Source organism: Roseburia porci (assembly GCF_009695765.1).
Lineage (GTDB): Bacteria > Bacillota > Clostridia > Lachnospirales > Lachnospiraceae > Roseburia > Roseburia porci.
Genome location: NZ_VUNI01000005.1, coordinates 17,646 through 32,799 on the forward strand (window position 1 = coordinate 17,646; position 15,154 = coordinate 32,799).

The window sequence follows — 15,154 nt, forward strand, 5'->3', positions numbered from 1 at the left end:
TTCACCTTTGCTATCTTACCATAATCTATTTTCTATTGCAAGAAAAGCATCGGTATGGCAGTTTTACTCTTCGCTCTTATGGGAATCCACATAGCTCTTTCGAAGCTGTCCACATGCTCCGTCAATGTCTCTTCCCATTTCTCTTCTTACGGTAACCGCAAGTCCGTTTTTTTCCAGCTTATTTTTAAATGCTGCAATCACTTTTGCATTGGATTGCACATAATCTCTTTCTTTGATCGGGTTAACCGGGATCAGGTTAATATGACAATTCATCCCTTTTACAAGTCTGCAAAGTTCCTCTGCATCCTGATCGGTATCATTGACACCACCTACAAGGCTGTATTCAAAAGTTACCCTTCTTCCGGTCTGATCAAAATAATATCTGCATGCATCCACCACTTCATGAATATCGTACTTATTTGCAACCGGCATAAGTGACAACCGCTTCTCCTGATTGGAGGCATGCAGTGACAATGCCAGTGTGATCTGAAGTTTCTTATCAGCAAGTTCCCGCATTCTCGGCACGATTCCACAGGTGGAAACTGTGAGGTTTCTCTGACTGATGTGAAGTCCATTCTCATCTGTGAGCAGTTCAATAAAACGGAGCAGATTATCAAAATTATCCATCGGCTCTCCGGTTCCCATTACAACCACATTGGATATCCTCTCACCAATGTCCTTGCCGATCTGATAAATCTGATCCAGCATCTCTGCCGGTCTTAATCCTCTCACCAGTCCATCTAACGTTGATGCACAGAATCGGCATCCCATACGACATCCGACCTGGGAAGATATGCACACGGAATTGCCATGTTTATAACGCATCAGCACGCTTTCGATCACGTTTCCATCTTCCAGCTGAAACAGATATTTTCTTGTTCCATCCAGTTTGGATATCTGTACCTCTTCCTTTTTCAGCGTTGTGAGATAACCTGCATCTGCAAGCGACTCTCTCAGTTTCTTGGATATGTTGGTCATCTCGTCAAAGCTGTCCGCCTGTTTCTCATGTATCCACTGATATACCTGCTTTGCACGAAACGGCTTTTCTCCTATGCTTACAATGAATTCTGTCATCTCAGCAAGATTCATGGATTTCAAATCCGCTTTATCACTCATGTTTTCTCCTTACAAATTTAGAAATAAAGAATCCGTCATTCCCTGCTTCACCCGGAAGCATCTGTTTCATGGCTACCAGAGAAAGTTCCGGAAATTCACGTTCTATCCACGCAGCATTTTCTTCATTTTCTGCTCTGTCAATCGTACATGTACTGTAAATCACTGTTCCATTCTCTTTTACATAAGGAATTACCGTCTTTAAAATCTGACGCTGCAACTGAACGAGTTCCTTTTCCTTTGCTTCCGTCATTTTATAACGGATATCTGTTTTTTTGCCCATAACTCCAAGTCCGGAGCATGGAAGATCACAGACCAGAATATCTGCTTTTTCCACCGAATCCCGGTCAAAAACCGTGGCATCCATACACACTGCTTTCATATTTGAAAGTCCATGACGTCTGATATTTTCTTCGATCAGATCTGTCTTGTATTCTGTAAGATCCCTTGCCTCTACCATGCCTGTTCCATCCATAAGTTCAGCAATGTGGGAACTTTTTCCACCCGGAGCAGCGCAGACATCGATCACGTAGTCTCCCTTTTTCGGAGCAGCCATCTCTGCGACAAGCATAGAGCTAAGATCCTGCACATAAAAATCGCCATCCTGAAATGTCTGAAGACTCTGAAGATGATCAAAATCTGAAATCTTAAATGCATAATCCTCAAGACGTCCAAGTGCATCCTTGAATTCTCCACTCTCCGCTGGAATTTTCCCGATCCTTTCCACGGTAACCTGTTCGTTTATCAACCTCGTCTGTAACTCTTCCGGCGTGCACTTGGTCCGGTTTGTACGGATTGTCAGTGGTGATTCCTGATAAAAATTGGAAAGGATTGTTTCGGTCTGTTCAAATCCATATGCTTTCATCCAGCGTTTTATGATCCAGCCCGGAACTGAATATTTTACTTCCAAATACCGCTTTGGTTCAATCGCCGCATCCGGATAAAGAAGTTTATCTCCTTCTCTTACAATGCTTCTAAGTACTCCATTGACAAATCCGGACAGCTGACGGAATCCACGTTTCTTGGCAAGTTTTACTGCCTCATTGCATACAGCGGAATCCGGAATCGCATCCATGTAACGAAGCTGATAAACGCTCATCCTGAGGAGATTTCGGATGAGCGGTTTCATTTTACGCACTTTCACTTTCGAAAATGAATCAATCATATAATCCATTTCAATCTGATGTTCAATCGTTCCCTCTGCAAGTCTTGTGAGAAACGCGCGTTCTTTTTTATCGAGATACTGATATTTATCCAGCACACTCCGGATCACAAGATGCGAATACTGGTCTTTTTCATTTACTTCGATCAAAATGTCAAGGACAAGCTCCCTGATATTCGTATTAGTCGTCACGATTTCTTCCTCCAAACAGTATCACAAGACGAAGCAGCTGCAAAATTGCTGCGGCAGCACTTGCGACATAGGTGAGTGCTGCGGATACCAGCACTTTTCTTGTATATTTCAGTTCATCCTGTCCCAGGATTCCCTGCGTCTCCAGCTGTTTTAATGCACGGCTTGATGCGTTAAACTCTACCGGAAGCGTTACAAGCTGGAACAATACCGCAAAGGAAAACATTAAGATTCCGATATTGATGAGCATTGCAGACATACTTCCATTGAAGAATAAACCGATAATAATGATCGGCCATGCAAGTGTCGAGCCAAAATTTGCGATTGGAACAATTGCGCTTCTCAGCGTAAGCGGAAAATAGCTGTGCTGGTGCTGGATCGCATGTCCGCATTCATGTGCAGCGACTCCAACTGCTGCCACGGATGTCGAATTATAGGTTGAATCCGACAGATTCAGTGTTTTATTGGTTGGATTGTAATTGTCGGTCAGTTTTCCCGAAATATGCCTGATCTCCACATCATAGATCCCTGCTGAATTTAATATTCGTTCCGCTGCCTGTGCACCGGTCATTCCAGACATGCTTCGATAAGCAGAATACTTATTAAATGTCGTATTAACTTTTGCCGATGCAAGCATACAGATCACTGCACCGATAATAACAAGAATATAAGTACTGTCATACCAGAAAAAATATGGCATAATGATCCCTCCTTAAATGCGGTGGAAAAATGATCCCTCTTCCACCTGATAACCACGTAAAAAAGCATCCACAGACATTCGTTTTTTTCCTTCAAGCTGTACTTCCTTTAAAGAAAGAACCCCTTTTCCAGTCTGAACAAGCATCTCATCCTTTGTTGCTTTACAGATACATCCAGGTTCATAATCTGTTGTATCGGAAACCACATCTGCCTGCCAGATCTTAAATGTCTTGTCATCCAGTTTTGTATATGCACTCGGCCATGGATTCAGCCCCCGGATCAGGCGTTCAATCTCTACCGCCGGCCGCTGCCAGTCAATATTTCCAAGCTCTTTACTGATCATGCTTGTATGTGTTGCCACTTCCGAATTCTGTGGCGTATAGGTTGCATTTCCATCTTCAATCAGTTGCATTGTCTCCACACAAAGTTTTGCTCCGACATCTGCAAGTTTATCAAAAAGACTTCCACCGGTTTCATCCTTTGCAAGACGTACTTCTTTCTTCGCGATCATATCTCCGGTGTCAATGCCGGTATCCATACGCATTGTGGTCACTCCGGTGATCTCATCTCCATTGATTACTGCCCACTGGATTGGAGCCGCACCACGATACTTCGGAAGCAGGGATGCATGTACATTGACGCATCCATATTTTGGCATATCCAGTATCTCTTTAGAAAGAATCTGTCCAAATGCCACAACAATGATCATTTCCGGCGCAAACTGTCTTAAATACTCCACATTCTCCGGTTCACGGATCTTCTTCGGCTGAAAAACCGGAATTCCATGTTCCACTGCGCATTCTTTTACCGGTGAACACTGTAATGCCTTTCCACGTCCCTTCGGTTTATCCGGCTGTGTGACAACCAGAGCAACCTCATGACCTGCTTTTATGATTTCTTCCAGGGTTCCCACTGAAAAATCAGGAGTTCCCATAAAAATAACTCTCATCTTATTTCTCTTCCTCCGGATCTTCGTATGTTACATCGTGAAGTGGTCCTTCTACCTTTTCTACATAAAGATGTCCATCCAGATGATCTGTCTCATGGCAGATGCATCTTGCAAGAAGTTCTGTTCCCTCAATCTCGCATTCATTCATGTCTTCATCCATAAACCGGGCAATTACATGATTCGGGCGTGTCACCTGTCCGGCTTTTCCAGGTATACTTAAGCAGCCCTCGTCTCCGGTCTGTTCTCCATCGGTTTCAATGATCACCGGGTTAATCATTACGATCGGACCCTCTCCGACATCCATAACAACGATTCTTTTTAAAATTCCCACCTGTGGTGCCGCAAGTCCAACACCGTTTGCTTCATACATGGTCTCGAGCATATCATCGATCAGAGTCGTGATCTTTGGGGTAACCTCTGTCACTTCTCTACATTTCTTTTCTAATACAGGATCACCCTGAATTCTTATCTGTCTGATTGCCATACTGTATATCCTCCTTTACCATCCATTCATCGGATTAAAATCAAATTGTATCATAACATTCCGGAAGCAATTTTCCTCCTTCATGTAATGTTCCAGTTTATCTTTGAGTTCCACCAGCGTCTCATAATCAGCTGCTTTTATATAAATAACCTTTCGGTATATATCATTAATTTTTCGGATTGATGCATCTGCCGGTCCCATCACCTGATATTCCCTGTTCCCGGTCTTTTGTATACATTCTGTAAGATGACTGGCTGCCTGCGAAGCTGCCTCTTCCTTTTCCGATGTGCATAATATCAGCAACATATTTGCGACCGGTGGATATCTTAACATACTCCGGTATGCGATCTCTTTTTCGTAAAAAGTCTCATAATCCTGATCTTTTGCTGCTTCAATCGCATAATGTTTCGGATCATAAGTCTGTATGACCACCTGTCCGGCTGCCTCCCCGCGGCCGGCTCTTCCGGCTGCCTGTGTCAGAAGTTCAAATGTCCGCTCTGCCGCATGAAAATCACTGACATGCAGCGACATATCTGCCGCAAGGACACCGACTAATGTAACGTTAGGGAAATCATGCCCTTTTACGATCATCTGTGTTCCGATCAGAATATCTGCCTCCTGATTGGAAAATGCAGACAATATCTTCTCATAGCTGCCTTTTGTCCTTGTGGTATCATAGTCCATCCGAAGAACTCTGGCTTTCGGGAAACGTTTCTTAACAATTTCCTCCACTTTCTGTGTTCCAGCCTTAAATCCTCCAATATATCTCGACCCGCATTCCGGACAGACCTTCGGTTCCGGCTGTTCATAGCCACAATAATGGCAGACCATCCTGCCTCCGGCATGCTGACTCAATGACACATCACAATGCGGACACCGTATCACATGCCCACATGCACGACAGGAAACAAAACCTGCCACACCTCTCCGGTTTAAAAAAAGCATCGTCTGCTGTCCGTTGCGAAGACGATTATCCATCAATTCCTGAAGCCGTGTACTTAAAATAGAACGGTTTCCGCTTCTTAATTCCTCCCGAAGATCGATCACTTCACATTCCGGCAGCGGTCTCTTCTGCACTCTTTCGCTAAGTTCCAGCAGTTTGAAGTTTCCCTGTTTCGCCTGGTAATAGCTTTCCACCGATGGTGTCGCTGATCCAAGTACAACACTTGCATGATTCATTGCAGCACGTGCAATTGCTGTTTCCCTGGCATGATAACGCGGGACTGTCTCGCTTTTATAGGAGGCTTCGTGTTCTTCATCTATAATGATAAGCCCAAGGTTTGTAAATGGTGTGAACAAAGCAGATCTTGGACCGATCATAATATCCACATCACCATTTTTTGCCCTTAGAAACTGATCGTATCGTTCGCCTCCTGAAAGTCTGGAATTCATGATCGATACCCGTTTTCCAAAACGATTGTAAAACCGCATGACCGTCTGATAGGTCAGAGCGATCTCAGGAATCAGGACGATCGCCTGCTTTCCTTCGCGAAGAACATGGCTGATCAGTTCCATATATACTTCTGTCTTTCCACTTCCGGTAACACCTTTTAGCAGATATGTACCGTATTCTTCTTTTTGCATATCAGACGTAATCACATCAACTACATGCTGCTGTCCTGCATTCAGGACTTTGTCATAGCCTTCGGGATTCAGATGACCAATTGGATTGCGGTAAGCAGTCTGTGACTCAACTGCAAGAATTCCTTTTTCCTCCAGTCCCTTTACAACGGATGCCGTCACGTGAAGCTTCTGGGTAATGACCTGGTACTGGATCACATCCTGTTCGATCAGTTCCCGGAGCAGTCTCGCCTTTGCTGTATTATGTTTTGCCTCAAAAAGTGCCAGATACTCCTGTGCCTCTTTCTTCGAAATGAGAAGACGCACGCTGCGCTGTTCCACTGCTTTCGTCTTCTGTTTGATCGGAAGCACTGTTTTCAGTGCCTGATTCATGGTTCCGCCATAATTTCTGCGAATCCAGGCTGCCAGTGCAATCAGCTGTGACTCAATGGCAACGCCATCCTCTTTCAGAGATGTCACCGGCTTTAATTTTGACTCATCAAATTCTGCTTCATCCGTGAGTTCCATTACAAATCCTGCCAGGCTGCGGTTTCCAAACGGAACTTCCACCTGCATGCCCTCACGAATCGTATCCTTCAGTTCCTCCGGGATGAGATACTGAAATGTTTTATCCAGTTTATCAAGCGAAATATCTACAATCACATTGGCATATTTTGCCACACTCTCACCTCAGAACCAATCTTAAAAATCTACATATGCTATTCATAAGCATATATTTCTATATTATATGGTATAACTCTCTTTTTTACAAGTATGCGCCGTTTTTAAAAGGTCCGGGCAAATTGTCCGGACCTTTTATGGTTACAATTCTTCTACTGTATAATTTTGTGTATTTTGCGGCATGCTTATGCTATAAACACACTGCTAATCCACTGCAATTGCGAGGAACACATTCTATGAATAAAAACAAGAAAAATTTTTTAATATGCGGACTTACCGGCTGGTGTCTGGAAATCCTTTATACCTCTCTCTGGAGCGGAATCAATCATGACGGCCGTCTGATTGGCCACACCTCAATCTGGATGTTTCCAATCTACGGAACTGCTGCCCTGATTGTCCCCGTCTACCATAAAATCAAACGATGGCCTGCCATTTTCCGTGGCGGTGTATATTCTCTTGGTATTTTAAGCGGAGAATTTCTCAGCGGATCTCTTTTGAAAAAATTTCATGCATGTCCCTGGGACTACAGCGATGCACGATACAATATCGGCGGCGTTATCCGTTTGGACTATATGCCACTCTGGATGATCGCCGGTCTTATCTTTGAGCGCATCCTTTGCCGCAGAAAACATTGATTTATTTTCTTCTGGCCGGATTGATATATTTCTCTTCACAATATTTGCATCGATATACTTCTTTGGCGGGATCTGCCAGGATAAAAATCTGATCGAGTTCCTGCTCAATGGAAGTGATGCATCGTGGATTTTTACATTTGATCACGTTTTTCACCTGTTTTGGCAGATGAAGTTCCTTTTTCTCTACGATCTTGTCACCCTTGATCACATTCACGGTGATATTATGATCAATAAATCCCAGAATATCAAGATCCAGTGACTCAATCGGACATTCTACCTTAATGATGTCCTTTTTGCCCATCTTATTGCTTTTCGCATTCTTAATGATTGCAACTGTGCAATCCAGTTCATCCAGTTTCAGGTCATGGTAAATTCTGAGGCTCATTCCTGCCTGAATATGATCTAAAACAAATCCTTCATTGATTCCACTGATATTAAGCATATTTCGTTTCCTTTCTATCCTTCCTAATCAACCTTGATTCCAAGAAGTGTGAGGATCAGTGCCATTCTGACATATACTGCATATTGTGCCTGTTTAAAGTATACAGCTCTTGGATCATCATCAACTTCAACCGAAATCTCATTTACACGTGGCAGTGGATGGAGAACAAGCATGTCCTTTTTCGCAAGATCCATCTTAGCCTTAGTCAGGATATAGAAATCTTTCAGTCTGATATAATCTTCTTCATTGAAGAAACGCTCTTTCTGGACACGTGTCATATATAATACATCCAGCTGAGGCATTGCATCTTCCAGACGTTCTACTTCTTCAAATTCAATATTATTTGCGCGAAGTACATCCTCTCTGATATAATCCGGAATCCGAAGTTCTTCCGGGGAAATCAGTACAAATTTTACATTATTATAACGGATCAGCGCATTGATCAGGGAATGTACGGTTCTGCCGAATTTCAGATCTCCACATAAACCGATTGTCAGATTATCCAGACGTCCTTTTAAAGACCTGATTGTCAAAAGGTCTGCTAAAGTCTGAGTTGGATGCTGATGTCCACCGTCGCCGGCATTAATTACTGGAATAAGGGATTTTTCAGAAGCTACAAGAGGTGCACCTTCTTTTGGATGACGCATTGCACAGATATCTGCGTAACAAGAAATAACACGAATCGTATCAGAAACACTTTCACCTTTGGTAGCTGATGAAGAATCAGCACTGTGAAAGCCTAAAACAGAACCACCAAGGTTAAGCATTGCTGCTTCAAAGCTCAGCCTCGTTCTTGTACTCGGCTCATAAAAGCAGGTCGCAAGTTTCTTTCCTTCACACGCGTGGGCGTACTTGTCTGGGTGCTTCTCGATGTCATTGGCCAGATCTAAAAGATCTGATACTTCCTCGACTGAGAGATCCAGAGGACTCATTAAATGTCTCATTTTGTTCCTCCTAGTTCTAAGCATTTTTACTATCATATAATAATTATTTGTATATTGCAAGACTAAATTGTATTAATTTTTGATACAATTAAAACGGTCTGCAACAGCATGTGCATAAGAACTGCATAACCAGAAGACTCAGACAGAAATTGCCATATCCGGAATACGGGCGGTCATACTCACTTCCCATATTGCTGTACCAGGTTCCACCATATGCAAGATGCTGCTGGAACTGCCGATACATCATATTGCTCGGCTCAAGCTGCACTGCACGCTGTGCATGTTCGATCGCAGTTGCCGTATTACCCGCTCCCTGATTTGCCATGGCACTGTAATAATACCATTTTGCCTTTCTCTCACCGAATGGAATATTATTCAATACATTTAAGGCTTCGGTAAAGCAGTTGTTACGGATATAATTTGCTGCTGCCTGCATCTGCGGCGTATCATCCCCTGTTGCATAACGGTTACCTGTGTAGCCGCCATAATTGTAACCACCATAACCTGAACCGCCGTTTGCACTTCCTGTACTTCCACTGTAGCTGTACCCCTGCTGCTTTTCTTTCATAATCTGATCATAAGCCTGCTGAACCTGCTTAAACATTTCTTCCGCCTGTGCTTTATTCGGATTATTCACATTGGCATCCGGATGATATTTACGGCTGAGTGTACGGTATGCTTTCTTTATTTCTTCATCGGAAGCGCTTCGGCTGACCCCGAGCACCTGATACGGATCTGTCATTTCTTTTTCCTCTTCTTCTTTTTGAGCTGAATATATTCATATTTCGACCAGACGCCGGAATACAATACATTTCGTATGATATCAGCATGTAACAAAATTGGCAAGCGTTCAAATGACTTTGCACATTCCGACATGATGCTCGTAAGCATCAGTCTGCACAGGCACTCGTAGTCATTTTTATTTTGCTTTTTTAATTTCAGCAATGGATTGTAGGCATTCTTCTTTTCGTCTTTTTCAAGGTCTTCGTATGCATCCATCAGATATACGAACTTGCCCATATAAAAACCAAGTGTCTTTAATTCACTGCTCCATTCATCCTGTTTCCAGTCAAACAGTTCACCAAGCATGGTTCCTGTGAGTCCGGCAACCAGATCAATGTTATCCTCTTTCTGTTTCTCGCATTTGTGAAGTTCCTCTATATAAGTTTCTACTGCTTTTACCTGACGAGGATACCGGGCAGCAATCTCATCATAATTTTTCCGCATCATGCCTGCCATGGTCTTCATTGGAAGACTATGCTCATCTTTCCAGTCATCCATCATGTTCTGATATGCCAGAACCACATTCATTGCAGCTGCATAATCACTGATCTCATTAATCCGGAATGTACGCTTTTTTGTCGGATGCAGTACACAGGTAAAATCTCCGCTTTTTTCCTGCGGCTCATAAAGTCCGGTCAGAAGCACGATCAGAAAAGTCATATCATAATTCAAAAGCATCTGACCTTTCTTTCCACATCCAGCCCTGAGTCTCTGGCAGAGTCCACAGTAATAAGACTGATATATTTTTTTATCTTCATCGGATAATTCTTTGGAATTCACATTAATATAGCCGAACATTACGACCTCCCGGTGTCTGTACTACGTTCTTTTTATAAATTCTGTTCTGCATCTCGGACAGGTAATGCAGATCTTGCCATGTCCCCTTGGGACTCTTACTTCCTGTTTGCACTGTGGACATTTAAAAAAGCAGTATGTCTTTCTCTGTGCAAAATGTTTTTTCTTTTTATTCCACTCAACGGTACTGTTATACCGGAGATTTAAAAACTTCTGATTCTCCTCATAACGTTTGCTGACATTTCTGGAAAACATACGGTAGTACATATGAATCATGACAGCCAGCGCCACAATATATAATAATCCAAGTCTGGAAAACAGAGAAATGATAAGAAGTACTAAAACCAGCCCGGATTCAAACCTTGCCAGTTCATCCATTCCATTTCTTCCAGACATCCAATTTGCAAAACGATCTCGAAATTTCATATTCAGCCACCTCTGCTTTTATTTTTTATCTTGATGAATATCTTAATCTCGTGCAAATACCAAGTCAACAGAGTTATTGTCTTTTCACAAACATTTAATAAATTAGTTAGAAATAGATAGAAAAAGACCGTTGTCCACATGAACAACGGTCACTTCCTGATGTTTTTTAAATATTTGCCAAAACTGTCAGCAGAACGATAAGCCGGGTTATGTCGTTGAGTGATCATCTATCTAGGATGACTGTCGCCAGCCATCTCAAGCGACCTACCTAAAGCTGGCGGGCCACGTCAGCGCTTTTATTCGGTCTTGCTTCGAATGGGGTTTACATGTGCCCTCTCTGTTACCAGAAAGGCGGTAGTCTCTTACACTGCCATTCCACCCTTACCAGTAAAACTGGCGGTATATTTCTGTTGCACTTTCCTTAGAGTTTCCTCCACCGGCCGTTAACCGGCATCCTGCCCTTTGAAGCCCGGACTTTCCTCACCTGCGGTCTTTCGACACTTGCAGCCGCGATCACCTGTCCTGCATAGTTCTAATAGCTTATATAATATATCAACTGTACCTGTAAAAAGTCAAGTCTTTTCTTAAGAGTTTCCTGCTATACCTGGAAACAGCTTCCACCAATGAATTCCCGGATCAGAGAATTCTGTGCAATCCCTTCCGTCGGAAGTGGAATAAAATAATCCAGAAACTTAAGAAGTCTCTTTGCCTCAAGATATTCCGGGCAATCTCTCGGAATTGCAAAAAGAAGCGGTTCTGCGTATGTCTTCAATACCGCAAGCTCATAAACCAGTGCGGAATTAAACATGACATCTGCCCCTTCCTGAAATGGGAAAATGTATTTTTCTTCTCCACTTCGTACCGAATCCCACATTGCGATCGTCGACTGTGCCGAAATCCCACGTGTCCTTGCATCTCTTACAATTCTGCGGATCAGTCTGGCATCCGTTGTCGGAAGTGGATTATGTTCATCAATATCCAGCTGGGTCAGTGCCGAGATATAAATACGGAATTTACTCTCAGCCGGAAGTGAATAGGACAACTTATCATTCAAGCCATGAATTCCCTCGATCACAAGTACATCTTCCGGTCCAAGTTTTAATGTATTCCCACGATATTCGCGCATGCCGGTTTTGAAGTTGTAAGTAGGCATCGAAACCGCTTCTCCTGCCAGCAGAGCGGTCATATCCCTGTTAAACTGTTCAATATCCAGCGCTTCCAGACATTCAAAATCATACTTGCCAGACGCATCTTTTGGTGTATCTACGCGGTTTAAATAATAGTCATCCAGTCCTACCGGATGCGGAATCAGTCCCTTTGCAGAAAGCTGGATCGACAAACGGTGAGAAAACGTTGTTTTTCCGGACGACGACGGTCCTGCAATCATAATGAATTTCTTGTCTCTGTTCTCTGCGATCAAAGAAGCAAGTGCTCCGATCCGGTCTTCCATCAGTGCTTCCTGGGTCAGGATAATATCCTCTCCCTTACCGGATGCAATCGCGTCATTCAGTGCCCCGATCGTACCAAAGCCCAGCATTCTGCTCCATTGCCTTGATTCTTTTAGCGTATGGAAAAGCTTGTTGGATGTTACAAGCGGTTCCACATCTCCGGAAATAGAGTCCGGAAACATGAGGACAAAACCTTCTTCGTATGGTTCCAGTTTAAAAGCTGACAGGCATCCGGTAGACGGAGCCATAAAGCCGTAATAGTAATCCTTCATGCCGTCCAAATCATAAATATTGACTCTTGAGCTTCTTCTGTAATGTAAAAGCCGCTCTTTATCCTTCATTCCAAAATCACGGAACATTTCTTCGGCTTTATCCGTTTTTGTGCTCTTCTTGGTAATCGGAATATCCTGCTGCACAAGACGCACCATTTCTTCATCCAGCGCTTTGATCTTATCCTGTGTACATTTGGTACCCTTTAATTCACAATAATAGCCATTTCCAAGAGAATAGTAAACGCGTACCCGCACGTTATCCTTTCCCCACAGATTGTCTACTGCCTTCTGCATCATAATGGTTACACTTCTGCGATAGGTACGTTTTCCATCTCTGTCACGTACAGATACAAATGCAACGCTTCCATCTTCGTTTACTTTCTTATTCAGTTCCCGAAGTTTTCCATTATAGAGAACCAGCATGATCACATCCGGATACAGCTCTTTATACTTCTCCTGCATATCCATTGCAATCTTTAAAAACGTAGTTCCTTCCGGAACATGCAGTTTTTCAATCTGTTTTGGATGATCTCCGACCGTATTTACTGTAATATCAAATTCCTGCATTTTTAATCGCCCCCAGTATTGTATATGCAGATTCATTATAGTGCAGTTCGTCCAGGACTTCCTGCTTTCTACGGCAAATCGCCTCCGATTCCGGCTGTGCCTCCAGCTGCAATAAGATCTGTGACATCTGTCTGTGCTGTTTCACCAGAAAACGGCGCAGAACCTGATTGCCATTCTTAAGCAATAACGGTCCATAAATATCGCAGGTCTCCATCGTCTGCTCTTTCTGGTTATCCCAGAATGTATCCACATCAACCGGAATCACCTTCATCATTGGATAATATTTCCCATCCTCAAAGACCATGTCTTCATCCACGATCTTATATTTGTTTTCCCTTAAATAGCTCCGCACTCTCCGGATGTCAGACTGCGGCTGAAGGATCAGTTCCTTCGCATTTCTGCAAACAGCTTCACCAGCCTCCAATATATGGATCACCAGCTCTCCGCCCATGCCGGCGATCAAAATGGTATCCACTTCTCCCTCTAAAAGTGCATCGACACCATCTGAAAGCCTTGTTTCTATGTACTCCTCCATATGATACAAAACAATATTATCTTTTGCCCTTTGTAATGGTCCTTTGTTAATGTCCATTGCGATAGCTTTTGGAATGCGCTCTCTTTGAACCAGCGCGATCGGTACATATCCGTGATCCGTGCCAATATCCGCCAGGATATTGCCCGGAGTCACCATGGAAGCAACTGCCTTCATTCTCTTCGACAGTTTTACCATTTTATTCCAAATAATCCTTTAATTTACGGCTTCTGCTTGGATGACGCAGTTTGCGCAGAGCCTTTGCTTCGATCTGGCGGATACGCTCACGTGTTACATTGAATTCTTTTCCTACTTCTTCCAATGTACGTGCACGCCCATCCTCCAATCCAAAACGGAGGGTCAGAACTTTCTGTTCTCGTTCAGTAAGTGTTCCAAGTACTTCTTCCAGCTGTTCTTTTAACAGTGTAAATGCTGCTGCATCGGCCGGTACCGGAACATTCTCATCACGGATAAAATCACCAAGATGAGAATCTTCTTCTTCACCAATTGGTGTTTCAAGAGATACCGGTTCCTGAGAGATCTTTAAGATCTCACGCACTCTTTCCACCGGCATATTCATCTCTGCTGCAATCTCTTCCGGACTTGGTTCACGTCCGAGCTCCTGAAGCAGCTGTCTGGATACGCGGATCAGTTTGTTGATCGTTTCCACCATATGAACCGGGATTCGAATGGTTCTTGCCTGATCTGCGATTGCTCTCGTAATTGCCTGACGGATCCACCATGTGGCATAAGTAGAAAATTTATAACCTTTGCGGTAATCAAACTTCTCAACAGCTTTGATCAGACCAAGGTTTCCTTCCTGGATCAGATCCAGAAACAGCATGCCACGTCCTACATAACGTTTTGCAATGCTGACAACAAGACGAAGGTTCGCCTCAGCCAGACGTTTTTTCGCATCAGAACCAAGATCTACCTCTTTCTGCAGATCTTTGATCTCAGCCTTCAGTTCTTCCTTCTCTTCATCAGAAGCTTCTTCCATACGGCCTTTCAGAATGTTGATCTTCTCTGTTGCAACCGTTCCTGCTTCCATTTTCTGGGCAAGCTCAATCTCTTCCTCTGCACTTAAAAGAGGTACTTTTCCGATCTCTTTCAAATACATGCGGACAGGATCTTCAACGCTGACGCCTTCTGGAACCGACAGATCAATCTTCTCGATTTCAACTTCCTCATCGTCATCATCCAGAATGATATTGTCATCATCATCGTCATCATCGCTGATTCTGAGCACGTCAATATTGTTATGCTCCAGATAATCAAGCACAAGCTCAAATTTCTCAGCATCCAGTTCCATATCTTTAAAGAAATCACTGATCTCCTGATATTCCAGAATATTCTTTTTCTTCCTGCCAAGTGCCAGAAGTTCCTTTAATTTTTCCTGAAATTTTGCTTTTGCTTCCGCTGTTCCCACAGTTTCTACTTTTTCTTCTTTTTTCTTTGCCATTTCGTTTTGTC

At 43.2% G+C, this 15,154-nt stretch carries 15 protein-coding genes and 1 other RNA gene; 1 reads left to right on the forward strand and 15 read right to left on the reverse strand.

Annotated elements, in window-relative coordinates:
• Positions 1-63: 63 nt before the first annotated feature.
• Genes rlmN through priA form a run of 6 tightly spaced genes read right to left on the reverse strand, consistent with a single transcriptional unit; the run spans position 64 to position 6,837 of the window.
• Positions 64-1,116 carry a 23S rRNA (adenine(2503)-C(2))-methyltransferase RlmN gene (gene rlmN / locus FYJ75_RS04325; protein ID WP_154429213.1) on the reverse strand — a complete coding sequence of 351 codons (1,053 nt, stop codon included), beginning with the start codon at positions 1,114-1,116 and terminating at the stop codon, positions 64-66.
• Complete coding sequence (rsmB, locus tag FYJ75_RS04330; RefSeq protein ID WP_328596858.1) at positions 1,109-2,467, reverse strand: 16S rRNA (cytosine(967)-C(5))-methyltransferase RsmB; 1,359 nt, start codon at positions 2,465-2,467, stop codon at positions 1,109-1,111. Before rsmB ends, rlmN begins: the two co-directional genes overlap by 8 nt.
• Entirely contained in the window at positions 2,457-3,164 is a 708-nt protein-coding gene (locus FYJ75_RS04335; protein ID WP_154429217.1) for a zinc metallopeptidase, read from the reverse strand. The genes rsmB and FYJ75_RS04335 overlap by 11 nt, the downstream gene beginning before the upstream one ends.
• A 12-nt stretch (positions 3,165-3,176) precedes the next feature.
• Positions 3,177-4,112 (reverse strand): methionyl-tRNA formyltransferase, encoded by a 936-nt coding sequence (gene fmt, locus FYJ75_RS04340; RefSeq protein ID WP_154429219.1) that lies wholly within the window; start codon positions 4,110-4,112, stop codon positions 3,177-3,179.
• Position 4,113: 1 nt separating this feature from the next.
• Entirely contained in the window at positions 4,114-4,596 is a 483-nt protein-coding gene (gene def / locus FYJ75_RS04345) for a peptide deformylase (RefSeq protein ID WP_154429221.1), read from the reverse strand.
• 15 nt (positions 4,597-4,611) lie between these two features.
• Entirely contained in the window at positions 4,612-6,837 is a 2,226-nt protein-coding gene (gene priA / locus FYJ75_RS04350; protein ID WP_328596859.1) for a replication restart helicase PriA, read from the reverse strand.
• A gap of 236 nt (positions 6,838-7,073) precedes the next feature.
• Here priA and FYJ75_RS04355 point away from each other — a divergent pair, with 236 nt between their 5' ends.
• Entirely contained in the window at positions 7,074-7,472 is a 399-nt protein-coding gene (locus FYJ75_RS04355) for a putative ABC transporter permease (RefSeq protein ID WP_154429223.1), read from the forward strand.
• Between the two features lies 1 nt (position 7,473).
• Here the strand turns inward: FYJ75_RS04355 and FYJ75_RS04360 are convergent, their stop codons facing one another.
• The 9 genes from FYJ75_RS04360 to rpoD all read right to left on the reverse strand — a co-directional run bounded on the left by FYJ75_RS04360 (position 7,474) and on the right by rpoD (position 15,143).
• Positions 7,474-7,914: an aspartate carbamoyltransferase regulatory subunit gene (locus FYJ75_RS04360; protein WP_154429225.1), complete on the reverse strand. Its 441-nt coding sequence runs from the start codon at positions 7,912-7,914 to the stop codon at positions 7,474-7,476.
• A 23-nt stretch (positions 7,915-7,937) separates the two neighbouring features.
• Positions 7,938-8,858, reverse strand: coding sequence for an aspartate carbamoyltransferase (gene pyrB, locus FYJ75_RS04365; protein WP_154429226.1), 921 nt, complete (start codon positions 8,856-8,858; stop codon positions 7,938-7,940).
• An 88-nt stretch (positions 8,859-8,946) separates the two neighbouring features.
• On the reverse strand, positions 8,947-9,600 hold the full coding sequence (locus FYJ75_RS04370) for a DnaJ domain-containing protein (RefSeq protein ID WP_154429228.1): 654 nt from the start codon (positions 9,598-9,600) through the stop codon (positions 8,947-8,949).
• A complete protein-coding gene (locus FYJ75_RS04375; RefSeq protein WP_154429230.1) occupies positions 9,597-10,439 on the reverse strand; it encodes a DUF5685 family protein in 843 nt (280 codons plus the stop codon). Before FYJ75_RS04375 ends, FYJ75_RS04370 begins: the two co-directional genes overlap by 4 nt.
• Before the next feature lie 21 nt (positions 10,440-10,460).
• Positions 10,461-10,862 carry a hypothetical protein gene (locus FYJ75_RS04380; protein WP_154429232.1) on the reverse strand — a complete coding sequence of 134 codons (402 nt, stop codon included), beginning with the start codon at positions 10,860-10,862 and terminating at the stop codon, positions 10,461-10,463.
• Positions 10,863-11,044: 182 nt separating this feature from the next.
• Positions 11,045-11,391, reverse strand: an RNA gene (gene rnpB / locus FYJ75_RS04385) — RNase P RNA component class A.
• A gap of 69 nt (positions 11,392-11,460) precedes the next feature.
• Entirely contained in the window at positions 11,461-13,149 is a 1,689-nt protein-coding gene (locus tag FYJ75_RS04390) for a nucleoside kinase (RefSeq protein WP_154429234.1), read from the reverse strand.
• Positions 13,136-13,879 carry a class I SAM-dependent methyltransferase gene (locus FYJ75_RS04395; RefSeq protein ID WP_235907002.1) on the reverse strand — a complete coding sequence of 248 codons (744 nt, stop codon included), beginning with the start codon at positions 13,877-13,879 and terminating at the stop codon, positions 13,136-13,138. Before FYJ75_RS04395 ends, FYJ75_RS04390 begins: the two co-directional genes overlap by 14 nt.
• 1 nt (position 13,880) lies before the next feature.
• The gene (gene rpoD, locus FYJ75_RS04400; protein ID WP_154429236.1) at positions 13,881-15,143 is read right to left on the reverse strand and encodes an RNA polymerase sigma factor RpoD; all 1,263 of its coding nucleotides are present in this window, start codon (positions 15,141-15,143) and stop codon (positions 13,881-13,883) included.
• Positions 15,144-15,154 lie beyond the last annotated feature (11 nt).

Coding starts and splice junctions, on each gene's coding strand:
- rlmN (WP_154429213.1), bottom strand. CDS start 1,116: ATGAGTGATAAAGCGGATTTGAAATCCATGAATCTTGCTGAGATGACA.
- FYJ75_RS04335 (WP_154429217.1), bottom strand. CDS start 3,164: ATGCCATATTTTTTCTGGTATGACAGTACTTATATTCTTGTTATTATC.
- fmt (WP_154429219.1), bottom strand. CDS start 4,112: ATGAGAGTTATTTTTATGGGAACTCCTGATTTTTCAGTGGGAACCCTG.
- def (WP_154429221.1), bottom strand. CDS start 4,596: ATGGCAATCAGACAGATAAGAATTCAGGGTGATCCTGTATTAGAAAAG.
- FYJ75_RS04355 (WP_154429223.1), top strand. CDS start 7,074: ATGAATAAAAACAAGAAAAATTTTTTAATATGCGGACTTACCGGCTGG.
- FYJ75_RS04360 (WP_154429225.1), bottom strand. CDS start 7,914: ATGCTTAATATCAGTGGAATCAATGAAGGATTTGTTTTAGATCATATT.
- pyrB (WP_154429226.1), bottom strand. CDS start 8,858: ATGAGACATTTAATGAGTCCTCTGGATCTCTCAGTCGAGGAAGTATCA.
- FYJ75_RS04370 (WP_154429228.1), bottom strand. CDS start 9,600: ATGACAGATCCGTATCAGGTGCTCGGGGTCAGCCGAAGCGCTTCCGAT.
- FYJ75_RS04375 (WP_154429230.1), bottom strand. CDS start 10,439: ATGTTCGGCTATATTAATGTGAATTCCAAAGAATTATCCGATGAAGAT.
- FYJ75_RS04380 (WP_154429232.1), bottom strand. CDS start 10,862: ATGAAATTTCGAGATCGTTTTGCAAATTGGATGTCTGGAAGAAATGGA.
- FYJ75_RS04390 (WP_154429234.1), bottom strand. CDS start 13,149: ATGCAGGAATTTGATATTACAGTAAATACGGTCGGAGATCATCCAAAA.
- FYJ75_RS04395 (WP_235907002.1), bottom strand. CDS start 13,879: ATGGTAAAACTGTCGAAGAGAATGAAGGCAGTTGCTTCCATGGTGACT.
- rpoD (WP_154429236.1), bottom strand. CDS start 15,143: ATGGCAAAGAAAAAAGAAGAAAAAGTAGAAACTGTGGGAACAGCGGAA.